Genomic DNA, 22,681 nt, shown 5'->3' with positions numbered 1-22,681 from the left:
GTGTGAGGTGTGGTCAGTAGTCCTTGACCGTGTAGGAGGTGACGACTTCGGCGAATGTCGCGGCGTCCGCCTCGGCCAGGGCGTCGGCGGCGGCCGACGAGCCGCCGGCCTCCTGCTCGAGTTGGGCGCGGCGCAGGCTCATGTTGGTGATCGCGACCTCCTGGTTGGCGCGGACGTAGTCGCGTAGCTCCTTGTCGTAGGCGGTGAAGGCCGTGGTGTGGTCGCCGTCGGCGGCCTTGAGCTCGCCTGCCAGGACGTAGGCGCCGACCATGGCCATGGTGGTGCCCTGACCCGACAACGGGGAGCCGCAGTAGCCGGCATCGCCCAGCAGCACGACCCGGCCCTTGGACCAGGAGTCCATGTGGATCTGGGAGGCCGAGTCGAAGTGGAAGTCGGGAGCCGAGCGCATCAGTTCCAGCAGGCGCGGCATCTGCCAACTGTCTCCTGCCAGTTCCCTGGCCACGAGGTTCTTCTGCCCGTGGATGTCGCGGTGGTCGCAGGTGATCGGCTCGGCGGGGTCGAACATCAGGTAGGCGCGGGCTTGCGTGCCGTCGCGCACGCTCATCACCATGGCGCCGCGCATCCCGCCGCCCGGCATCTGGTGCATGACCTGCCAGTGGTCCAGGCCCAGGAAGTTGGGGACCGTGCAGACCGCCATGCAGGTCCCCAGGTGCCGGATGAACTGCTCGGTCGGGCCGAAGACCAGGCGCCGGGTGTGGGAGTGCAGCCCGTCGGCCCCGACCACGAGGTCGTAGGAGCGGCGCGGGCCGCGCTCGAAGGTGACCCGGACCTCGTCCTCGTCCTGTTCGAGCGAGGCGATGGAGTCGTCGAAGAGGTACTCGATCGCCTCTCCCCCGGCGGCGACGATGATCTCCGCCAGGTCGTCGCGGAGGATCTCGATGTCGGGGCTGCCCAGGTCGCCGCCGCTCACCGTGCGTTCGGTGCTGCGGTACAGCTCGGCGCCGTCGCCGTCCACCACGGACATGCCCCGCATCCCGACGCTCCTGGCGCGCAGCTCTCCCAGGATCCCCATCCGCTCGGCCACCTCCAGGGCCGGGCCGCGTACGTCGATCGCCTGCCCGCCGGGCCGGACCTTCGGCGCCCGCTCGACGACGGTCACCTCGAAGCCGTGGCGGTCCAGCCAGTAGGCCAACGACGGCCCGGCGATGCTCGCCCCCGAGATCAGGACGCGCGGGCCGCTCGGTTCTGAAGTGTTCACGTCAGCTCTCCATCTCAAAAACTGTTTCCCTTGGACACAGTGTACGATAGACACAGTTTTTGCCTGGACGCAAGGGAGTGCCGATGGCAGCCGGGAAGACGGCGATCACGCTGCTTTGGGGAGAGCGCACCGCGCCGAAGCGCGGGCCGAAACCGACGCTGAGCGTGGACACGATCGCGGCCGCCGGCATCGAGATCGCCGACGCCGACGGACTCGCGGCCGTGACGATGCACCAGGTCGCCGAGCGGCTGGGCGTCACGAAGATGGCCCTGTACCGTTACGTGCCCGGCAAGGTCGAACTGGTCGCACTGATGATCGATCTCGCGCTCGGCCAACCGCCACGCCTGGACGCGGCCACCGGCTGGCGCTCCAAGCTCGACACGTGGGCGCGGCAGATGTTCGACCGGTTCCAGGCGCATCCGTGGACGCTGGAGGCCACTGTCGGAGCGCGCGCGATCGGGCCCAACGAACTCGGCTGGATGGAAGCGGCCACCGCGGCGCTGACCGGCACCGGACTGGCCGGCCCCGAGATCCTCGACACGGCCGCCACCCTCACCGGGCACGTCCGGATGATCGCGCAGCAGGTGGCGGCGGCACCCGCCGGAGCCCCCGAGCAGGCGATGAGCGACACCATAGGCGCGCTGCTGGCCGGCCGCGAAGACCGGTTCCCCACCCTGGCCACCGCCCTGGCCGCTCCGACCGGCAAGGACCAGGCATTCGACTTCGGCCTGCGATGCATCCTCGACGGCGTGGAGTTGCTGATCGCCCGCCTGAACTGACGTAGTCCGTCCTCGGCCACGTGACAGCCCTGGTTACCACGGGAAAAAGCCGTCTGTGCGGGTGACATGCCCTTAATGCGACACATAAGATGTCTCTTGTGGTGGGAGCGCTCCCAATCAGGCTTTTGAGAGGTTTATCGATACAAATCCGTTACGGGAGCGACAAATAGCACCATAGGTAACGGTTACGTTTCGGTGGATTGACGTGCTGGACGGGTAAGTGCACCCTTTGTGGGAGCGCTCCCAAAGACTCCCACCGCGGCGGAGCGCGCGCCGCGGTGCACTCCCCCAACATTCACACCCGAGAAGGGGTCCACCATGATGATCAGCAGGCGTCGCGGCGGTCTTGCCGCGGCCTCGGCCCTGGCCGCGGCGGCGCTGACCGTCGCGTCGTGCGGTTCGGGCAGCACCCCGCAGTCCAGCGCTCCCGCCTCCTCGGCGGCGGCCGAACCGGTGACGATCCGTGTGCAGACCTTCGGCGGCGGCACGAACTTCGGCTACAAGAACGCCATCGCCAAGTGGAACGCCGAGCACAAGGACATCCAGATCAAGGAAGAACACCTGACGGACCAGTTCGAGCAGCAGTACTGGCCGCAGATGATCCAGTGGCTGCAGGCCGGCAACGGCGCGGGCGACGTGGTCGGCATCGACGAGGGCGGCATGGGCCTGGCCAAGGCGCATCCGGAGTGGTGGGCCGATCTGAAGGAGCACGGCCTTGAGTCACGCAAAGCCGACTTCCCTGCCTGGAAGTGGGAGAACGGTGTCACCGCTGACGGCAAGCTGTTCGGTTTGGGCACCGACATCGGCGGCATGAGCATCTGCTACCGCACGGACCTGTTCAAGAAGGCCGGGCTGCCGACCGAGCGCGACAAGGTCGGCGCGCTGTGGCCGACCTGGGACGCGTTCATGAAGGTCGGCCAGCAGTTCCAGGGGAAGGTCAAGGACACCAAGTTCTCCGACGGCACGAACACGCTCTACCAGGTGGTCCTCTACCAGGAGGCGGCCAAGAACGGCAACGTCTCCTACTTCGACCAGCAGAACAACCTCATCGTCGACAAGAACCCGGCGGTGAAGACGGCCTTCGACTTCGCCACGAAGATGAGCCGGCAGGGCCTGACCGCCAAGCTGCGCAACTTCACCGACGAGTGGGCGGCGGGCACCCAGAAGGGCGCCTTCGCCACGCTCGGCTGTCCGTCCTGGATGCTCGGCGTGGTCAGCGGCAACGCCGGCGACGGCGGCAAGGGCAAGTGGGACGTCGCCTCGGTGCCCGGCGGGGGCGGCAACTGGGGCGGCTCCTGGCTGGCGGTGCCCAAGCAGTCCAAGCACCCGAAGGAAGCGGCCATGGTCGCCGACTACCTGACGCAGGCGCAGACCGAGGCGAGCATCTTCACCGACTTCGGCAACATGCCGAGCAACACCAAGGCGCAGCAGGACCCGGCCGTGCAGGGCGCCAAGAACGAGTTCTTCAACAACGCCCCCATCGGCGAGGTCTTCGCCAAGTCGGCCTCCAGCCTGCAGCCGGTGTTCCTGGGTGTGAAGCACGCTCAGGTCAAGAACGCCATCGAGTCGGTCGTCCAGGGCATGGACGACGGCTCCGTCCCCTATGACAAGGCCTGGCAGCAGCTGGTCGACGACGCGGTGAAGGCCGCGGGCTGATCTCCCGCCCGGCCCGCCGGCGGCGGGCCGGGCATGTTGCCGCCGAAAGGTCTGCTATGAGCCTCGACACCCTTCCGCCGCCCGGCCGTCAATGGCGTTCCCGCATGGACGTCAAGGCGATGCCGTACGCCCTGGTGTCCCCCTACTTCATCCTGTTCGCCGCCTTCGGGCTCTTCCCGTTGGCCTTCACGCTGTACTACTCGCTCTACGACTACGACCTGGCCGGCACCACGGAGTGGGCCGGGTGGGGCAACTACGCCGCGCTGCTGGCCGACGAGGACTTCTGGAACGCCGTGGTGAACACGGTGGCCATGTTCGTCATCGCGACCGTCCCCCAGATGTTGCTGGCGCTGTTCCTGGCCAACGCGCTGAACAAGCGTTTCAGGTTCCGCCTGGCGATCCGGATGAGCGTGCTGCTGCCGCTGGTCACCTCGGTGGTCGCGGTCGCGGTGGTGTTCACGCAGTTGTTCGCCCGTGACTGGGGCCTGGTCAACTGGATCCTGGGCTGGTTCGGCGTGGACAACACCAACTGGCGCGCCGAGCGGGTGCCGTCGTGGATCGCGATCGCCACCATGGTCGACTGGCGCTGGACCGGCTACAACGCGATCATCTTCCTGGCCGGCATGCAGACGATCCCGCGCGATCTGTACGAGGCGGCGGCGATCGACGGCGCCTCGCAGCGCCGGCAGTTCTGGCAGATCACGCTGCCGATGTTGCGCCCGACCATGATCTTCGTGGTGCTCAACTCCACGATCGGCGGGCTGACGCTGTTCTCCGAGCCGACCACGTTCTACGGCGGCAACGTCGACGGCGGCTCGCAGGGCCAGTTCCAGACGGTGGCCATGTTCATCGTCAAGCAGGGCTTCCGCGAGTTCGACTACGGCTACGCCGCCGCGGCCGCCTGGCTGCTGTTCCTGCTCATCCTCATCGGGGCGGCGATCAACTTCCTGTTCGTGCGCCGGATCGGGGGCACCAAGTGAACCACTGGTCTCCGACGATCCTGACCAGGGTCATGCTGGCGGTGGCCATCTTCCTGTCGGCGTTCCCGCTGTACTGGATGCTGGTGATCGCCTCGCGCACCAACTCCGACGCGGTCTCGACGCCGCCGAAGTTGCTGCCCGGCGGCAACCTGGGCCAGAACATCGTCGCGGTGCTGAACAACCCCGACGCCAAGTTCCTGCTGGGCCTGACGAACTCGTTCATCGTGGCGACCGTCGTCACCGTCTCCGTGGTCGTCATCTCGACGCTGGCCGGCTTCGCCTTCGCGAACCTGAACTTCAAGGGCCGCAACGTGCTGCTGGTGCTGGTGCTGCTGACGATGGCGGTGCCGCTGCAGCAGATGGGCGTGGTGCCGCTGTACCGCCTCATGGTGAGCCTGGAGTGGACGGGCACTCTCAAGGCGGTCATCCTGCCGTACCTGCTCAACGGGTTCGGCGTGTTCCTGATGACGCAGTACACCCGGCAGGCCGTGCCGATGGAGCTGGTCGAGGCCGCTCGCGTCGACGGCGCCGCCACGCTGCGCATCTGGTGGAACGTCGTGCTGCCCGCCGTGCGGCCCGGGATGGCCGTGCTCGGCATCAACACCTTCATGCTCATGTGGAACGACTTCATGTGGCCGCTGATCGTGCTGACCCCGGACAACCCGACCGTGCAGATCGCGATCACCTCGCTGAACGCGAGGTTCTCCACGGAGTATTCGCTGATCTTCGCGGGCACGGCGCTGTCCATCATCCCGCTCATCGCAGTATTCGTCGCATTCGGCCGCCAGATCGTCGGCGGACTCATGGAAGGTGCGGTCAAGGCGTGACGACACAAGAGGAACAGACGCGTGCCGAGCTGCGCTTCCCTGCGGGCTTCTCGTGGGGCGCGGCGACCTCGGCGTACCAGATCGAAGGGGCCGTGGCCGAGGACGGGCGCGGCGTCTCCATCTGGGACACCTTCACCAAGACGCCGGGCCGGGTTCTGAACGGGCACCACGCGGACGTGGCCATCGACCACTATCACCGCTTCAGGGACGACGTCCGGATCATGGCGGAGCTGGGCCTGTCGGCCTACCGGTTCTCGGTGTCCTGGCCCCGCATCCAGCCGACCGGCTCCGGCAGGATCAACCAGAAGGGGCTGGACTTCTACAAGCGGCTCACCGACGAGCTGCGTCTGCACGCCATCGACCCCTGGCTGACCCTCTACCACTGGGACCTGCCCCAGGCGCTGGAGGACGAGGGCGGCTGGCCCAACCGGGACACGGCCTACCGCTTCGCCGACTACGCGGCGGCCGTGCACGATGCGCTGAAGGATCATGTGCACACCTTCAGCACCGTCAACGAGCCGTGGTGCGCCGCGTTCCTCGGTTACGCTTCGGGCGAGCACGCCCCCGGCAGGCGCGAGCCGCAGAACGCGATCAGGGGCGCGCATCACCTCAACCTGGCGCACGGCCTGGCCGTGCGGGCGATGGACGCCCGCCGGGTCGGCGGCTGCGTGAACCTGTACGCGATCACCCCGGCCGGCGACAGCGCCGAGGACCTGGACGCGGCCCGGCGCATCGACGGCCTGCAGAACCGCTTCTTCCTGGACGCGCTGCTGACCGGCCGCTACCCGGAGGACGTGCTGCGGGACCTGCCCTTCGAGATCGACTTCATCGACGGCGACGACATGAAGATCATCAACGCCCCCATCGACGTGCTGCTCGTCAACTACTACAGCCGCTTCACGGTCTCGGGAGCGCCGGGCGGCAAGGCGTCGGCGGCGGCCGCCCCCACGGACACGGGTTCTCCGTGGGTGGGCAGCGAGCACGTGTCGTTCGTCAACGCCGGGCATCCGGTGACGGCGATGGGCTGGGAGATCGACGAGGGCGGCCTGGTCGAGGTGCTGACCAGGGTGGCCAGGGACTACCCGCCGATCCCGATGGTGGTCTCCGAGAACGGCGCCGCCTTCGACGATCACCTCGACGGCGGCCGGGTGCACGACCGGGAGCGGCAGGCGTACGTGGAGGCGCACCTGGGCGCCTGCAAGCGGGCCATCGAGGCGGGCGTGCCGCTGGAGGGTTACTTCGCCTGGTCGCTGATGGACAACTTCGAGTGGGCGTGGGGTTACGGCAAGCGGTTCGGTCTGGTTCATGTGGACTTCGAGACACAGGAACGGCTGCTCAAGGACAGTGCGCTCTGGTACTCGGAGATCATCCGGCAGAATAGGCGCCATGAACCGACCGACTCTTGAGGCAGTCGCTGCCCGGGCCGGCGTAGGCCGGGGCACGGTGTCGAGAGTCATCAACGGCTCGCCGAACGTCAGCGCCAAGGCCCGCGAGGCCGTGGAGCTGGCCATCCGCGAGCTGGGCTACGTACCCAACCGTGCGGCGCGCGCGCTGGTGACGCGCCGCACGGACACGGTCGCGCTGGTGGTGTCGGAGTCGCAGTTCCGCGTCTTCGACGAGCCGTACTTCGCGGGCACGATCCGCGGCATCGGCTCGGCGCTGGCGGAGACGGGCCTGCAGCTCATCCTCGCGATGGCGCGCACGCCGGAGGAGCACGAGCGGCTCGAGAACTACCTGACGGGGCAGCACGTCGACGGCGTGCTGCTGCTGTCGCTGCACGGCGCCGATCCGCTGCCGGGCAGGCTGGAGGAGATGGGTGTGCCGACCGTGCTCGGCGGCCGGCCCGTGGGCCTCGACCCCTACAGCTACGTCGACATGGACAACCGGGCGGGCGCCCGGCAGGCGGTCAAACACCTGCTGAGCCTCGGCCGCGACCGGATCGCCACGATCGCCGGCTCCCAGGACATGGGCGTGGGCGTCGACCGGCTGGCCGGCTACCGTGACGCGCTGCTGCCCTCGGGCCTGCCGGAGCTGGTGGCCTACGGTGACTTCTCCGAGCACAGCGGCGCGACCGCGATGGCCGAACTGCTGGAGGCGCACCCCGATCTCGACGCGGTCTTCGCCGCCTCCGACCCGATGGCCCTGGGCGCGATGCGCGTGCTCAAGGCCGAGGGGCGGGCGATCCCCGGCGACGTGGCCGTGATCGGGTTCGACGACTCCAAGGCGGCGCTGCACGCCGAGCCGCCGCTGACCACCGTCCACCAGCCGACCGAGGCCATGGGCCGGCAGATGGCGCAGTTGCTCGTGGCCCGGATCAACGGCGAGAAGCTGCGCCAGCCCGTCGTGATCCTCGACACGCATCTGGTGCGCAGAGAGTCGGCCTGACCGGGCCCGGGTGAAAGGACCTCCTCGTGGACAGCAGGACCAAGCGCCGCTTATCCGACGCCGAGCTCGACGCGCTGGCCCGGCGGGCGCTGGGCGCGGGCGTGGCGGCGGCGACCGAGCTGACCGACGGCTTCGCCAACGCGGTGTGGCGGCTGCGGCTCGACGACGGGCGCGAGGTGGTGCTCAAGCTGGCGCCGCCGCCCGACCTGGAGCAGCTCAGCTACGAACGCAACCTGCTGCGCATGGAGGCCGCCGCCTACGAGCTGGCGGGCAAGGCGGGCGTGCCGGTGGCCACGCTGCTGCGGGCCGGTTTCGACGACCCGGTGCTGGGCGGCGACTACCTGATGCTGAGCGCGCTCGACGGGGTGTCGTGGAACGACGTCAAACCCGAGGACGGCGGCGTGCTGCGCAGAGAGCTGGGCCGCCATCTGGCCAGGTTCAACGCGGTGACCGGCGAGGTGTTCGGCTACCCGCACGCCGGGATCGTCGGCGGCACCTGGCGGGAGGCGTTCCTGGCGATGGCAGCGGCGCTGCTCGGCGACACCGAGCGCTACCCGACGCCGCTGCCACGTCCGCCCGCGCAGATCATGGCGGTGTTCGAGGCGGCGGCGCCGGTGCTGGAAGAGGTGACGTCCCCGCGGCTGGTCCACTTCGACGTGTGGGCGGGCAACGTCTTCCTCGATCTGAGCGGCACGCCGCGGATCCAGGCGATCATCGACCACGAGCGGGCCTTCTGGGGCGATCCGCTGGCGGAGTTCGTGACGCCGACGCTCTTCGGGGAGCTGGAGGAGGACGATCCGCTGCTGGCGGGCTACCGCGAGGTGACGCCGCTGGAGCTGACCCCTTCCGCGCGGGTGCGGCTCGATCTCTACCGCGCCTACCTGTATCTGATCCTGCTGGTGGAGAACGGACCCCGGCAGTATCCGGAGTCGGAGTACGCCAGGGTCCGTGATCGGTCGATCGCCTCACTGGGCGAGGTGCTGGACCGCCTCGTAGGCGCCGTGGCTCGACCCCTGGGGTAGCGGCCCGACGCAGGCGCCCGCGCCCTTGTTGGGCACGCCGAGGTCCACCGGCGCGGGCCGGTTGCCGGTGCACGCGAGCGCGCCCCTGACGGTGGTGCCCGACAGGATCGGCGCCGTGTTGCCGGCCAGCAGCGCGGCGCCGCGCAGGTCGGCGCCCACGACGGTCAGCGCCTTGGCGCCGCTGACGCTGAGCGCGCCGGTGACGGACGTCTTGAGCAGGTGCAGTGCCTGCGGCTCCGAGGCGGTCAGCGTGCCGGTGACCCGGCCGCCGGTGGCCACCAGCGAGGCGCCCTTGCCGACCGTGACCGCGCCGGTGACCTGGGCGTCGTTCAGGCAGGTGACGCCGTCGGACACGGTGAGCGGGCCACGGTGGGCGCCGGTGATCGTGCGGGTGCAGGCGGGCGGCGGCGCGATCGTGGTGACGGTGAAGCTCTTGGGGTCGCCGTGGTTGCCGGCGGCGTCGACGGAGCGGTACTCGATCGTGTGCCGGCCGCGCGGCAGCTTGCCGTAGACGAGGGAGTCGATGACCGTGCCCTGCTCGCTGAACGCCCACGGCAGTTCGGAGGAGGTGGGCCAGCCGAAGTAGTTGAACCAGCCGTCGCCGTCCACTCTGGACTCCGAGACCACGTAGCCGTCGTGGTCGTCGGCGCCGGTGAGTTTCATGGAGAACGGGCCGTTGTAGACGTAGGTGTCGCCGGAGCGGGCGAGGGGCTCCGACAGCTCATACGTGGTGAGCGGCTTGCCGGCGTCGACCTGCCAGGTGAGCTCGCGGCCCGCGAGGGCGGCGGTGAGCCGGTGCGTGCCGGGGGTCAGGTCCAGCGTGCTCAGGTCCAGGTCGGCGCCCTTGCCGGCCGCTTCGCCGTCGATCGTCCAGGTGACCTCGGGGACGGCGGCGGCCGGGTGGGTGGTCTCGACGTAGACGACGTCGCGGCGGCCGAGGGGCCGGCCGGACGGTGTGGCGGAGACGATGGCGGGCGCGATGCCGTCGGGCGGGGTGGTCAGCGTGGTGTCCACCGTCCAGGTGCGGCTCCTGGCCATGGCCGTCCTGATCGCCGGGTCCCTGACGAACTCGGTCGGGTCGGACACCGTGGCCGTGACCGTGTGCCTTCCCGGGGTGAGGCCGAGCGTGCGCAGGTCGAGGGTGTCACGGTCGCCCGGCAGGGCGCGGCCGTCCACGGTCCAGGTGGTGGTGAGGGAGTGGCTGACGGGGCGCATGGGCTCGACCCAGAGCACGCGGTCGGCGCCGACGGGCTGCCGCTCTGGCGTGGCGTCCTGGATGAGCGTGGTCTTGGCGGTGATGCGCTGGACCATGACCTCGCGGCTGACCTGGTCGAAGTAGTAGCCGAGGGTCTTCATCATCGAGTGGGCGCTCGGCCGCCACACGCCGCTGGTGTAGTACAGGCCGCCCTCGTAGCGGGCGATCGGGCCGCCCGACTCGCTCGGCTCCCCCAGCCAGCGCCACCATTTCCTGCGCTGGTCGCGCAGCTGCTGCTCGGTCAGGAGCGTGTGGTGCGCGCTGGACGGCTCGCCGCCGGTGTAGGCGCCGCCGGGGACGCCGCGCTGGTAGTAGTCGTACTCGTCCTGCAGGCCGCCCAGGGAGTGGCCCAGCTCGTGCGGGCTGATCAGGGCCGACATGCTGTTGCTGCCAGAGGCGGTGGCGTAGGAGCCGCCCGCGCCGCCGTACGTGCCGCTGTTGCCCAGGGCGAGGATCTGCCTGTTGCCGCTCGTGGTGCCGGTGACCAGGTCCGCGTAGCGGGTGGCGGCGGCGTTGTCCATGGTGATCAGGCGCTGGACGCTGGCCGGGTTGCAGCGGCCCCAGAAGCCCATGCTGAGGGGCGTGGTCCTCTTCGGCGCGTCCAGGCCCGGGTCGCAGCTGATGCCCGACTCGCCCGAGACGATGTCCACGCGGTAGACGTTGATGTAGTTGCGGTAGGACTTGAACGGCTCGATCGACCACATGACGTTCAGGTGCCGCTCGGCGTCGGATCTGAATTTTGCCTGCTCGGCCTCGGTGTAGCCGTCGCCCAGGAGGATCAGGTTGAACCTCTTCTCCGGGGCGCCCGTGACCTGGACGGGCGCCACGGTGGCGGCGCCCGGCTCGGCGGCGGCTGGGGACACGTGTAACGCGGCGGCGGCCAGCACCAGGGCCGCAAAGGTACGCATGACAGGCATGATCGGCCGGACTCGCCCGGCCGTCCATCCCCCGCCTTCACACCCGGGGCAGCTCCGCCAGCAGGACGGGCCGCGTCGTCGGCTCCCTGGAGCCGCGGGCCGGCTCGACCGTGACCGCCACGTGGTCGTCGCGTTCGCGCGGCGACAGGAGCACGGGCCTGGTCAGGCCGTCGTCGGCGCGCTCGAGCATCCCGGCGGGACGCGGCCCGTCGGGGCCCATCAGCCACAGCTCGTATCCCTGCGCGTCGGGCAGCTCGGCCAGCCCGGACGAGGCGAACACCATGCGGCCCTTCGACCGCGAGATCACCACGGTGCCGGTGCCGCCTGAGGCGACGGGCCGGCGGACGGTCTCGGCGTCGGGCGCGGCCAGCACGGCGATCATCTCGTCGTTCCTGGCGGTCAGGTCGGCGAGGTCGCGGCGGGCGTCCACGGCGATCACACCGAGCGCGACCGCCGCCGCCGCGCACACCGCGGCCAGCCCGGCCATGACCTTCGATCGCCGGCGGCGCAGCGGCACGGTCGGGCCGTCGTCCGGTGTGCGGGACCGGTAGGCGGCGCTGAGCAGCCGCTCGCGCAGCGCGGCGGGCGGCGGCTCGGCCACCGTCTCGGCCAGCCTGGCCACCGTCTCCCGCAGCCGCCTGACCTCGGCCCCGCACCCCGGGCAGGCGAACAGATGCTCCTCGAACAGCACCCACTCGGCGTACGGCAGTGCGTGCACGGCGTAGGCGCCGACGAGGGTGTGGAGGTCGTCGTTCATCGTCCACTCCCTGGGTGAGAAGCGGCTCACGCATGTACTTCGGCGGCTCGGGCATAGCGGATGGCTGTGGGGCTTGCTCATTTCCGATGATGTGGGCCACAATCTCACTGGGTGATGAATTATGCGATGTGTGATCGCGGGCGGCGGCCCGGCTGGAGCCGTGCTGGCGCTGCTGCTGGCCAGGGCGGGCATCGAGGTGACCCTGCTGGAGAAGCACGGTGACTTCCTGCGCGATTTCCGCGGGGACACCATCCATCCGTCCACGCTGCAGGTGCTCGACGAACTCGGTCTGGCCGAGAAGTTCCTGAAACTGCCGCACTACAAGGCGTACGGGATGACGATGGTCACCGACGCCCGGGAGATCAGGCTGGCGAGCCTGCGGGGGCTGCCTGGCAGGTATGACTACATTGCCTTCGTCCCGCAATGGGACTTCCTCAAGCTCGTCGTCTCGGCCGCCTCCGGCTATCCGGGGTTCCAGCTGAAGATGAACGCCGAGGCCTACGACCTGATCCGCGAGGGCGGCGCCGTACGCGGCCTGCGCTACCGCGACGAGTCGGGCGAGCACGAGATCAGGGCCGATCTGACCGTGGCGGCCGACGGGCGGCGCTCGGTGCTGCGCGAACGGGCCGGGCTGGCGCCCAAGGAGCTGGGCGCGCCCATGGACGTGGTGTGGTTCCGGCTGCCCCGGCACGAAACCGACCGCGAGGACCTGTTCCTGCGCATCTCCAGCGGCCACATGATGGTCGCGATCAACAGGGACGCCTACTGGCAGCTCGCGTACCTGATCCCCAAGGGCGGCTACGACGAGCTGGTGAGCGGCGGCATTGACGCCCTGCGCGAGCCCGTGGCGGCGCTGCTGCCCTGGATCGCCGACAGAGCCGGGCAGATCAGCAGCTACGACGACGTCAGCGTCCTCACCGTCGCCCTGAACCGGCTGCGCCGCTGGCACCGTCCCGGCCTGCTGTGCGTCGGCGACGCCGCGCACGCCATGTCGCCGGTGTTCGGCGTGGGCATCAACCTGGCCGTGCAGGACGCGGTCGCCGCCGCCAACCTGTTGGCCGGGCCGCTCAGGTCCGGCGCGCCGATCCCCGAATCCCTGCTCCACCAGGTGCAGCGACGGCGGATGCCGCCGGCCGTGATCACCCAGACCGCCCAGCGGTTCGTCCAGGACCAGGTGATCAGCAGGGCGCTGACACGCCGCTTCGACCCGTCCGTGCTGCCGCGTGACGTGACGCGGGTGCCGCTGCTCAACCGGCTGACGCGGCGTTTCATCGGGCTGGGGGTACGGCCCGAGCACGTACGGTCCCCGAAGGCCTGACCACCTCCTGGGACCATCGATGTCAAAACGTGGACAAGAGGGTCGGTCCGGCAGGCTCAGTGGAATACCCTCTTATCTCGTGAGCAGCAATCTCGTGGATCTCGATTCCTGGCGGGACCTCCCCGCGGCGCAGCAGCCCGACTGGCCGGACCGCGCCGAGCTCGGCGAGGGCGTCGCCGAGCTCGGCGGCCTGCCCCCGCTCGTCTTCGCCGGCGAATGCGACCAGCTCAAGGAGCAGCTGGCCGCCGTCGCCCGCGGCCAGGCGTTCGTCCTGCAGGGCGGCGACTGCGCCGAGACCTTCTCCGGCGCCACCGCCGACAACGTGCGTCAGAAGCTCAAGACGCTGCTGCAGATGGCGATCGTGCTGACCTACGCGGGCCGGGTGCCGGTCGTGAAGATCGGCCGGGTGGCCGGCCAGTTCGCCAAGCCGCGCTCGAAGAACACCGAGACCCGCGACGGCGTCGAGCTTCCCGCCTACCGGGGCGACATGGTCAACGGGTTCGAGTTCACCGCCGAAGCGCGCAGGCCCGACCCGTGGCGGCTGCTCAAGGCATACCACTCCTCGGCCGTGACGCTCAACCTCGCGCGCGCCTTCACCAAGGGCGGCTACGCCGACCTGCGCCAGGTGCACGCCTGGAACCAGGACTTCGTGGCCGAGTCGCCGGCCGGGCGCCGCTACGAGCACCTGGCCAGGGAGATCGACCAGGCGCTGGCGTTCATGCGGGCCTGCGGCGCCGACCCCGAGGAATTCCACACCGTCGAGTTCTACTCCTCGCACGAGGCGCTGATCCTCGACTACGACCGCGCGCTCACCCGCATCGACTCCCGCACAGGCCTGCCCTACGACGTTTCGGCGCACATGGTCTGGATCGGCGAGCGCACCCGCCAGCTCGACGGGGCCCACGTCGAGTTCTTCGCCAAGATCCGCAATCCGATCGGGGTCAAGCTCGGGCCCACGACCACGCCCCAGGAGGCGCTCTCGCTCGTCGAGCGGCTCAACCCGCGCAACGAGGCGGGACGGCTCACGTTCATCACCCGCATGGGGGCCTCCAAGATCCGCGAGCACCTGCCCGCGCTGGTCAAGGAGGTCACCGCGACCGGAGCCCAGGTGGCCTGGATCTGCGACCCGATGCACGGCAACACCTTCGAGGCGCCCAGCGGGCACAAGACGCGCCGCCTCGACGACGTCCTCGACGAGGTGGCCGGCTTCTTCGAGGTGCACCGGGCGCTCGGCACGCACCCCGGGGGCATCCACATCGAGTTCACCGGTGACGACGTGACCGAATGCGTCGGCGGCGGCCACGAGATCGTCGAGACCGACCTCGCGACCCGCTACGAGACGGCCTGCGACCCGCGCCTCAACCGCGGCCAGTCGCTCGACCTGGCCTTCCGGGTCGCCGAGCTCTACCGGAGCTGACCCTTCTCCACCGCACGGGCCGGGGTCTCTCCGGCCCGTCGCGCCCTTCGGGGTGATCTGTGTCTCACTACCAAGCGGAATCCCATCGGATACCCGGGTCCTGGAGCTATGATCGCCCCGATACTGGGCGAATTTTGGAGAAAAACGTGGACAATGCCCCGGAGGGGGTCGACCCTAACGTCCCGAACGTCGCGCGTATGTATGACTACTACCTCGACGGCAAGGACAATTTCGCGGCCGACAGGGAGGCCGCGGAGCAGATCCTGAAGACGTTCCCCGACACCAAGGGGGGCGCCCGTTCCAACCGGGCCTTCCTGCGCCGGGCCGTACGGCACGTCGCGAGCGTGGGCGTCCAGCAGATCATCGACCTCGGCGCGGGGCTGCCGACCCAGGGCAACACACACGAGATCGCCCCCGAGGCGCGTGTGGTCTACGTGGACCACGACCCCGTGGTGTGCGTGCACGGCAGGGCGCTGCTGGCCAGGAAGGAGAACGTCGACTTCCTCCAGGCCGACGTGCGCGAAACGGACGCGCTCCTGGACAAACTGGGCGGCATGGTGGACTTCGACCAGCCCGTGGCCTTCCTCATGCTGGCGATCCTGCACTTCCTGCCCGACGAGCAGGCCTACCGGCTGGTGGGCAAACTCCGGGAGATCAGCGCGCCCGGCAGCCACCTGGTGATCAGCCACGCCGTGGACACCACGCCCGACGACACGCCCCAAGCCCTGGAGATCTACCGCAAGGCCCGGGCCTCGCTCAACATCAGGACGCCGGAGGAGATCCTGCGCTTCTTCGACGGCTACGAACTGGCCGAACCCGGCCTGACGGTTCCGAACGGCTGGCGTCCCGACAACCCGGACGCGCCGGACAACAGCATCACCTTCGGATACGTAGGCGTCGGCCGCAAACCCTGACCACACCCGAAACGCCCGAGGGCCCCGCCGGGTGGACAGGGCCCTCGGCAGAAGTCAGTTCTGCTGGGCGTTCTTCAGCTCCTCGCTGAGCTCGGCCCTGATGGCGTCCATGTCAAGAGCCTTCACCTGCCCGATCAGGTCCTCCAGGGCGGGCCCCGGGATGGCGCCGGCCTGGGAGAAGACCACGATGCCGTCGCGGATCGCCATGAGCGTGGGGATCGAGGTGATGTCGAACCCCTGCGCGAGCCCCTGCTCAGCATCGGTGTCAATCTTGCCGAACGTGATGTCCTCGTGATTCTCCGAAGCCTTCTCGAAGATCGGCCCGAACTTCTTGCACGGCGGGCACCATTCGGCCCAGAAGTCGAGCAGCACGATGCCCTTGTCGGCGATGTCGTTGAAGTTCTTCTCGGTTACTTCGATGGTCGCCACAAGTGGCTCCTCGTTCGTCGTTGGAGTTGGAATGGGCCGTCGCTGCAGCGCATCCGTGTCAACCACGTACCCATCACCAGAATTCCATGCTCCAGAGGCAGGCGCGCCCACCAGCCGAGCGCCACGCCCGCGGAAGATCAACGGCCGCCCCTCAGGGACGGGCCGATGACCAGGGGATCGTGGTCGGATGAGCGGCAAATGATCCGGCATCGCCTATCCAGGCCGAGGCTAGTGGCGTTGCCCTCGACGCTTTGCTACGGCGGCGGTATAGAGCTCAGTTGTGAGATCCTCGCTGGAGATGCCAAGGTGCGCTAGTTCGGTGCGGATGGCGACGAGGGCGTGGGGAAGATCGGCGGGCGCATCCACCTGCGTTTCGATCTCGATGAAGGTGCCGTCAAGCTCGGGGACGGTCGCCAGCGTGGTGATCAGGTCATATTTGTGCGCGGTGTAGGCGTAGTTGAGGCAGTGTTTCTGGAACGAGATCAGATGGTGGTAGCCGAGACCTAGGAAGATCGCGTCCAGGATCGCAGGGTCTTCGGCATGGGTCTCGTACTCAGGCTTCGATCCGCTGGCAGGGTCTACGGCTTGATCTTTGTAAGTGAGCCGCGTGCGGGCAGCGTGGGGGCCGGTGATGGTGCGCACACGCAACTCTCGTCCGGATGCTGTGAGGGATTCGTCCGGTCGGTCGTAGTAGGTGTCTGTGTAGGTGGTGGCCTCTTCGGGCGCTCGTTGGCAGAGGAGTTCGCGGACCTGGGCGGGGAATCTGACATGGGCCTTCAATTCGGCTTCTATGGACATGGCTCCTCTGTCAAATCATCCGCTGGGCGCTGGCCCGTAGTTGGTCGAACATCCGGCGGTACCCTCGGTGAAGCGCACCGTGGGGCGTCGGTGCGACCTTGTAGACGGCCGACTCGTGTCCCTCCCACACATCACCGAACGCGGAGACGTAGTAGATGTCGTCCAGAGCGATGAGGCGCCAGACCGGAAGTATCGTGTAACGGTAGACCTCGATAGTGAGCGATGGCGCTTGGTCGGCGAGTTCTTTGAGGCGATCTTCGGCAAGCCTGATCCCCGCTGCGAAGGATTGGTGGGACTCGTCGATCTCTTTTGCTCTCTGGTGTGCTGCTTCGCTCTCGGGATGTAGCAGCAGGATCCGGAGAGTGCGCGCGTGCTTGCTGTTGAGCAGATGATGCCGGAGCAGTGAGTCTTTCAGGCCGAAGAGGCCGAGCCCGCGAACGGCCAATACGTCGATGCGGTCGGCTTCCTTAGCGGCCGTGCGAATGTCCTCGGATGCGGCGGACTGAGATGGGAAGACGTGATGTATCTCCGCGCGCCCTACTGGTCCGAGATGGTCTAGCCCTGTGGGGTGACGGGGCGCCAAGCCGAACAAGATTCGCGCCTCGTCTGGCATAGCCAGACCTTCCGCTACGCGTTCAAATACGTCAAAGGCGGTTACTTGTCGGGTTCCGCGCATAATCTCGCTGACTCGGCCTTGGAGCATACCGGTAGCAGCGGAAAGGCGTGATTGAGTGGCGCCGTACTGGCTGGCAAGAAGCAGCAGAGCGCGAATATCGCGACGGCTGAGAGCTTCGCGGACCTCTGGTTGACGCCAGGCACGGAGCGGAATCTCGATCGGAGTGAGCAGCAACTTTGGCATGACGGGCTCCTGGCGAGAGTGGGCGCCACAAGACTACATCTCAAGGTGAGATACCCGCCATGAGATGGATAGGGAGTCTGGAATTCGAGACGGTCGGCGCGTAGGCAATCCCAAAGAGCGGGAGCCGCAGGCGCTAGCACGCCGTACGGCTCCCTGGATCAGGAATCGAGGTCCTGACCTATGGCACAGGATAGAGCCAATCCGGCAACGGGGAATCCCTGCGAGAGGTGTTCAAACCGCGTCAAAAATCCTGATATGACGCACGTCAGCCCTGTGGGGAGGCAAGAGGGACCGCATGATGCAGAGCTTCTGTGGCATCGGCGGCCTGCAAAGACGGCGGCTGCAAGCGCATCGTGCCCGGCGGAACGTCTGGCCCATCAAATGGCGGACCAGCTGCGTCGTCTCGGTATCCAGTCCCAGATCTCAGCGTGCGAGGGGATAGCGCTGGTGGGGATCTGGTCGGTGCGGTTGGCGATCTGGTGTGAGTACTCGACGGAGGGTTGGCGCTTCCGCTGGTGTCTGGACGATACGAGCGTTCCCGGAAAGTGGCGGTACACCTCATGCACGGCTACGGCGGTGGAGACGGCGGCGCGGCGGATCGAACGGCTTTACCGGGATCGGTACCTGGCCATTCACGGGGTCGTTCCAACGGGGTCCCAGTGACGGCGGGCGGCGTAAGCGGAGAGCCGGTCTCGTTGATAGTGGGTCGGCCACGGGGGAATTTGCCGTCACCGGATTACGTGTTCGATTGCCTCTGGCTCTGGTACGGGTCGTGGGATGCGGCGCAGAGTAGCCCGAAGGGGCGAGAGGTGATCGACAATTACCTGAACTCTCATCCGGAGTGGCACCGGCGAAAAGACGAGATTATCGCCAAAGGTCCAAGTTCGTGGGCGCGTGTGCGGGTTCGCTGGAGACCACCGTGGCCTGATGATGAGCCGCAGCCGTAAATTCGAGGCGCTTATAAGAGCCTCCAGACGTGTGGCCAATGGCTGCCCGGAGTGAGGTCCGGGAGGCGTCTGGGGATGGCTCTGGCTGATGTCCTGCTGCCGCCTGTCGGACTCGCCGGGGTGGGGTCCCAGCCATCACTGCCCCCCACACCTTGCGTGATGGCTGGGACCTCGGTGGTTCGTGGATGCGCTGGCAGGACGCGGCGGCATCCTCTTGAGATAGCCGTATAGGAAAGAGGGCCGGAATGGGTAAGAGCAGGCGGGACGAGATTCTTGAATGTCTAAGAGGGTTCCCCAAGGGTGCGACCATAGATGAGGTATGCGCGTATTTTGATTACGTCCGCAGTCGCGATTACATGCGGCCTGGTAGCGAGAATCGAACCGGAGCGGGCGGACGGGCTCGCGGGAAATTCTGGGCGTGCGCGGATGGGGCGGCTCAGTGCCGGCTTGCGGTGGAGGAGGTGGCCGGCAACCGCTGATTCATGGAATGCCCCCTGGTCGCGTCGATACCGGTACGGGCGTGAGCGTGAGTCTCTTCGTCGCCAGCGTGAGCGGCGCAGCTGAGAACAGGACGCCTCCTTCAGCTTCCGTTCGCGGCCGAGCGCGGTGGCTGCCGTGCCTGGTTCCGGAACTGTGCGGGCGATGAGCCGACCACGCGGCGGAACGCGGTGCTGAACGCGCTCTCGGACAGGTAGCCCGTGGCCCGTGCGAGCTCGGAGATCGACAGAGTGTCGCGGGCGAGGGCGTCGCGCGCGAGGCTCATGCGCCATTGGATCAGGTACTCCAACGGCGGGACCCCGACGTGGCTCTTGAAGGCCTGGGCGAACGCGGAACGCGACATGTGGCTGATCTCGGCGAGCTCCTTGAGGCTCCAGGAGTGGGCCACGTCCGCGTGCACGGCACGCAGGGCGGCACCGATGCCGTCCTCGTTCAGGGCGCCCAGCCAGCCGGTGGGCCGGTCCGTCTGACCGGCGTGAGCACGCAGCATGTGCACGAGCAGGATCTGTGCGAGGTGGTTCTGCACCAGCGGGCCGCCTGCGGCGGCGACCCCGACCTCGGTGGCCAGGAGATCGATCAACTGCGCGAGCCGCCTGCCATGAGGATCGGCCACGCGGACGATCACGAGCGGCGGCAGAAGATCGGTCAGGAGGGCCGCGTTCCTGTCGTCGAACGCGATGTGCCCGACACAGAGGTAGAGGTCCTCCTCGGACTCCGGGCCGATCCGCACGAACCCGTCTTCGGCACCCGCCCACACCGGCTCCGCAGGGCGCGGGCTTGCGTCGAGCGTGCTGGCCAGCACGTAAGGCGGTGGGTTGCCCAGCATGAAGGTGTCACCCTCCTGCAGGAGCACCGGCTCGTGCCCTTCGAGGATCAACCAGCACGTGCCGCGCACGAGGCCCCCGACCCGCACGTGCAAGAACGTGTCGAAGCGCAAAGCCCACTCTCCCGCGGCCCGGAGACTGGGCCCGACCACCGTGCGGGGCCGGAGCAGGCCGATCGCGTCAGCCACTGGATCCCGAAATCCGAGCACCGACGACACCTCCTGGACGATACGTAAAGAATGCCGGACTCTGCATCATGGATAGTATCCCCGATCTCCCGCAGTATCGATGTCGAACAGATCGATATCGAGAGAGTGATGGAGACACCCACATGGGACAGCTGGAAGGCAAGACGTCGGTGGTCACCGGAGGCAGCACCGGTATCGGTCTGGCCACCGCCGTACGGCTGGCGGACGAGGGCGCGTACGTGTTCGTCACCGGCCGACGCGCGTCCGAACTGGAGGCCGCCGTCAAGACCATCGGAGAAGACCGGGCCACCGCGGTCGTCGGCGACATCTCGAAGCCGGAGGACCTGGACCGGCTCTACGAGGCGGTCCAGGCGCGAGGCAAGGGTTTGGACGTGCTCGTGGCGAACGCGGCGGTCGGTGCGTTCGTGACGCTGGAACAGACCACCGAGGAGCACTTCGACCAGACCTTCGCGGTCAACGTCCGAGGCACGCTGTTCACCGTGCAGAAGGCGCTGCCGCTGCTCAACGACGGAGCCTCGATCGTCCTGGTCGGTTCGACGGCCGGCGACCGTGGAGTAGAGGCGTTCGGCGCGTACGCGGCGTCGAAGGCGGCCGTCCGGTCCTTCGCGCGGACGTGGTCCAACGAGCTCAAGGACCGTGGCATCCGGGTCAACGTGGTCTCGCCGGCATGGATCGAGACTCCCGGGGGCACCGCCACTTTCGGCGACGAGGAGACCGCCCGGGCCGTCAAGGAGAATGTCGCCGCGACCGTGGCCAAGGGCCGCATGGGTCAGCCTGAGGAGGCCGCCGCAGTCGTGGCCTTCCTGGCCTCGGAACAGAGCAGCTACGTCGTCGGCGCGAACATCTACGTCGACGGTGGCACGAACCAGATCTGAGCAGGCACCACACGGTGGGTGGCATCTGAAGCGTTCCAGGTTCTATGCCGCTGCTACCAGGAGCGTGCGGTGAACCGCCCGTCGCCTCGCTTGCGCAGCCAGCCGCGGTCGGCGAGCTTGGTCATCCTGCGGTGCGGGATCAGCAGGACCGCCCGCCCTGCCACCCAGGCGGGAGTCAGGGCGACGGCCGCGGCGGCCTCCGCCGCGGCCCGGTCCTGCTCGGCGATCAGCAGCTCCTCCCGCTCGGCCTGGACCTCCTGCAGCTGCTTGGCCAACTCCTCGGCCAGCGTGTCCAGTTCACTTGCCTTCCCTTGTACTCGGTCGCCCGACCGGTAACCGGCTGCCCGATAGCCAACCTTGGCAGCTCTTAAAGGGACTCGCGGTGGCAATTTTGCCCGCATATTTCCGCTTAAAAGTGGATAGAACATTAAAACATCGAACCTTGACACGGGCCCCGGCGGGTATGACCAGTGCATGGACTGGGTCACCTGCGCGTATTCGGCTGCCTGCACCGGAATCGCAAGCCGGCCGTCCGGCTTCTGCCTGGCACACCTGTCACCCGAACAACTCCCCGAGGCGCTCGACCACCTCGCCCCCGGCCGCCTGCTCGACCTGCGGGGCACGACCGTGAGCAGCGACCTGCTGTCCAGGGTGCTGCAGGCCATGGACGGCAAACCCGGCCGGGCCCGGCTGGACCGGGTCAGGTTCACCGGCGACGTCAGGCTGTCGGGCGTGACGTTCGCGGGCGACGTCTCGCTCGACGACGCCAGGTTCGACCGGCTGGCCTCCTTCTTCGGCGCCCGCTTCGAGGGCAACGTGTCACTGGCCGGAGCCCGGTTCGTCCGCGAACTGTCCCTGCACGGCGTCACCGTACGCGGGCACGTCTCGCTGGATCGGGCGGTGATGTCCCGCGACGCGCTGTTCAGCCAGGCCGTCTTCGGGCACGGGCTGTCGTGCGAGCGGGCCAGGTTCGACGGCTACGCGACCTTCGACGGCGCCCGCATCGGCGACGGGGCCGCCTTCAGGGGGGCGCGCTTCGGCCGTACGCTCTCCTTTCGCAAGGTCACCGGGCACGCCGGGTTCGAGGCCGCCCACTTCGTCGCCGACGCCTACCTGTCGGCCACCGGACGCCTGTCGGCGGCCAGGGCGCGCGCCGACGGACTGCTCGACGTGGCGGTCGCCCGGTGCGGCGTGGACCTGCGCGGAGTCGAGGTGGCCGGCACGACCACCCTGCGGCTCACCGACTCGCAGGCCGACCTGGAGGGCGCAGTGCTGCGCGGCCCCGCCACCGTGAGCGGGCGGGGCGCCTCCGCGCTGACCTCGTTGCGGCGGGTCGAGGCCGCCAATCTGACGCTGCATGGCCTCGACCTGTCGACGTGCCGGTTCGCCGGGCTCGTCCATCCCTCGGGGGTGCGGGTGAAGGACTGCACGTTCGCGCTGACGCCGCGCGGCGTGCGGATGAGCCTGCGCTGGCCCTTGCGGTGGTTCTCCCGCCGCAGCGCGCTGGCCGACGAGTACGGCTGGACCGGGCCCGGCGACCCGGCCGCCACGCCCGACCGGCTGGCCACCCTGTACGCGGGACTCCGCCCCAGCGACCGGGCCACCTCCGCCGACTTCGCGATCGCGGCCATGGAGATGCGCCGCAGAGCCGGGCACCGGTGGTGGCTGACGCTGTGCTGGCTGCTGTTCGGGTACGGGCTGCGGATGAACCGGGCGGCCAGTTGGTTCGCCGCGCTGGCGGCGGTCAGTGCGGCTGCGATGTTGTGGACGGCCACCTCCCACCCCGACCGCTAACC

General features: G+C 68.5%; 20 protein-coding genes. 12 read left to right on the top strand and 8 right to left on the bottom strand.

Going from position 1 to position 22,681, the window contains the following annotated elements; translation table 11 throughout:
- Positions 1-13: 13 nt before the first annotated feature.
- A complete protein-coding gene (locus tag ACFOY2_RS16180) occupies positions 14-1,219 on the bottom strand; it encodes an FAD-dependent monooxygenase (RefSeq protein ID WP_379528839.1) in 1,206 nt (401 codons plus the stop codon).
- Positions 1,220-1,302: 83 nt separating this feature from the next.
- On the opposite strand from ACFOY2_RS16180, the gene ACFOY2_RS16175 reads away from it, so the two are divergent.
- The 7 genes from ACFOY2_RS16175 (at position 1,303) to ACFOY2_RS16145 (ending at position 8,868) form a co-directional block, all read left to right on the top strand.
- Positions 1,303-1,998, top strand: coding sequence for a TetR/AcrR family transcriptional regulator (locus ACFOY2_RS16175; protein ID WP_379528838.1), 696 nt, complete (start codon positions 1,303-1,305; stop codon positions 1,996-1,998).
- Between the two features lie 318 nt (positions 1,999-2,316).
- Positions 2,317-3,654, top strand: a complete 1,338-nt coding sequence (locus ACFOY2_RS16170) for an ABC transporter substrate-binding protein (RefSeq protein WP_379528837.1) — start codon at positions 2,317-2,319, stop codon at positions 3,652-3,654.
- A 56-nt stretch (positions 3,655-3,710) separates the two neighbouring features.
- On the top strand, positions 3,711-4,634 hold the full coding sequence (locus ACFOY2_RS16165) for a carbohydrate ABC transporter permease (RefSeq protein ID WP_379528836.1): 924 nt from the start codon (positions 3,711-3,713) through the stop codon (positions 4,632-4,634).
- Positions 4,631-5,461 (top strand): carbohydrate ABC transporter permease, encoded by an 831-nt coding sequence (locus ACFOY2_RS16160; RefSeq protein ID WP_379528835.1) that lies wholly within the window; start codon positions 4,631-4,633, stop codon positions 5,459-5,461. The genes ACFOY2_RS16165 and ACFOY2_RS16160 overlap by 4 nt, the downstream gene beginning before the upstream one ends.
- Entirely contained in the window at positions 5,458-6,867 is a 1,410-nt protein-coding gene (locus ACFOY2_RS16155) for a GH1 family beta-glucosidase (protein WP_379528834.1), read from the top strand. The genes ACFOY2_RS16160 and ACFOY2_RS16155 overlap by 4 nt, the downstream gene beginning before the upstream one ends.
- Positions 6,848-7,846: a LacI family DNA-binding transcriptional regulator gene (locus ACFOY2_RS16150; protein WP_379528833.1), complete on the top strand. Its 999-nt coding sequence runs from the start codon at positions 6,848-6,850 to the stop codon at positions 7,844-7,846. The genes ACFOY2_RS16155 and ACFOY2_RS16150 overlap by 20 nt, the downstream gene beginning before the upstream one ends.
- Positions 7,847-7,872: 26 nt before the next feature.
- Positions 7,873-8,868, top strand: coding sequence for a phosphotransferase family protein (locus ACFOY2_RS16145; RefSeq protein WP_379528832.1), 996 nt, complete (start codon positions 7,873-7,875; stop codon positions 8,866-8,868).
- Here the strand turns inward: ACFOY2_RS16145 and ACFOY2_RS16140 are convergent.
- The gene (locus ACFOY2_RS16140) at positions 8,812-11,031 is read right to left on the bottom strand and encodes a M64 family metallopeptidase (RefSeq protein WP_379528831.1); all 2,220 of its coding nucleotides are present in this window, start codon (positions 11,029-11,031) and stop codon (positions 8,812-8,814) included. The genes ACFOY2_RS16145 and ACFOY2_RS16140 overlap by 57 nt on opposite strands.
- 46 nt (positions 11,032-11,077) lie before the next feature.
- Positions 11,078-11,797, bottom strand: coding sequence for an anti-sigma factor (locus ACFOY2_RS16135; protein WP_379528830.1), 720 nt, complete (start codon positions 11,795-11,797; stop codon positions 11,078-11,080).
- Between the two features lie 121 nt (positions 11,798-11,918).
- On the opposite strand from ACFOY2_RS16135, the gene ACFOY2_RS16130 reads away from it, so the two are divergent.
- The 3 genes from ACFOY2_RS16130 (at position 11,919) to ACFOY2_RS16120 (ending at position 15,446) form a co-directional block, all read left to right on the top strand.
- Complete coding sequence (locus ACFOY2_RS16130; protein ID WP_379528829.1) at positions 11,919-13,115, top strand: FAD-dependent oxidoreductase; 1,197 nt, start codon at positions 11,919-11,921, stop codon at positions 13,113-13,115.
- Positions 13,116-13,194: 79 nt separating this feature from the next.
- Positions 13,195-14,532 (top strand): class II 3-deoxy-7-phosphoheptulonate synthase, encoded by a 1,338-nt coding sequence (locus ACFOY2_RS16125; protein WP_379528828.1) that lies wholly within the window; start codon positions 13,195-13,197, stop codon positions 14,530-14,532.
- Positions 14,533-14,678: 146 nt separating this feature from the next.
- Positions 14,679-15,446 (top strand): SAM-dependent methyltransferase, encoded by a 768-nt coding sequence (locus ACFOY2_RS16120; RefSeq protein ID WP_379528827.1) that lies wholly within the window; start codon positions 14,679-14,681, stop codon positions 15,444-15,446.
- Positions 15,447-15,500: 54 nt separating this feature from the next.
- On the opposite strand, the gene ACFOY2_RS16115 is transcribed toward ACFOY2_RS16120, so the two are convergent.
- The 4 genes from ACFOY2_RS16115 to ACFOY2_RS16100 all read right to left on the bottom strand — a co-directional run bounded on the left by ACFOY2_RS16115 (position 15,501) and on the right by ACFOY2_RS16100 (position 19,989).
- Positions 15,501-15,875, bottom strand: coding sequence for a thioredoxin family protein (locus ACFOY2_RS16115; RefSeq protein ID WP_379528826.1), 375 nt, complete (start codon positions 15,873-15,875; stop codon positions 15,501-15,503).
- Between the two features lie 228 nt (positions 15,876-16,103).
- Entirely contained in the window at positions 16,104-16,673 is a 570-nt protein-coding gene (locus ACFOY2_RS16110) for a class IV adenylate cyclase (protein WP_379528825.1), read from the bottom strand.
- Positions 16,674-16,683: 10 nt separating this feature from the next.
- Complete coding sequence (locus tag ACFOY2_RS16105) at positions 16,684-17,532, bottom strand: hypothetical protein (protein ID WP_379528824.1); 849 nt, start codon at positions 17,530-17,532, stop codon at positions 16,684-16,686.
- Between the two features lie 1,527 nt (positions 17,533-19,059).
- Positions 19,060-19,989 carry an AraC family transcriptional regulator gene (locus ACFOY2_RS16100; protein WP_379528823.1) on the bottom strand — a complete coding sequence of 310 codons (930 nt, stop codon included), beginning with the start codon at positions 19,987-19,989 and terminating at the stop codon, positions 19,060-19,062.
- A 143-nt stretch (positions 19,990-20,132) separates the two neighbouring features.
- Between ACFOY2_RS16100 and ACFOY2_RS16095 the strand changes: the two genes are divergently transcribed.
- Entirely contained in the window at positions 20,133-20,885 is a 753-nt protein-coding gene (locus tag ACFOY2_RS16095) for an SDR family NAD(P)-dependent oxidoreductase (protein ID WP_379528822.1), read from the top strand.
- Between the two features lie 53 nt (positions 20,886-20,938).
- Here ACFOY2_RS16095 and ACFOY2_RS16090 read toward each other — a convergent pair whose 3' ends face one another.
- On the bottom strand, positions 20,939-21,160 hold the full coding sequence (locus ACFOY2_RS16090; protein ID WP_379528821.1) for a hypothetical protein: 222 nt from the start codon (positions 21,158-21,160) through the stop codon (positions 20,939-20,941).
- Between the two features lie 199 nt (positions 21,161-21,359).
- Between ACFOY2_RS16090 and ACFOY2_RS16085 the strand changes: the two genes are divergently transcribed.
- Positions 21,360-22,679, top strand: coding sequence for a pentapeptide repeat-containing protein (locus ACFOY2_RS16085; protein WP_379528820.1), 1,320 nt, complete (start codon positions 21,360-21,362; stop codon positions 22,677-22,679).
- Positions 22,680-22,681: the final 2 nt, after the last annotated feature.

The organism is Nonomuraea purpurea (assembly GCF_042650645.1).
Lineage (GTDB): Bacteria > Actinomycetota > Actinomycetes > Streptosporangiales > Streptosporangiaceae > Nonomuraea > Nonomuraea purpurea.
This window is presented reverse-complemented; position numbering and strand designations above follow the sequence as displayed.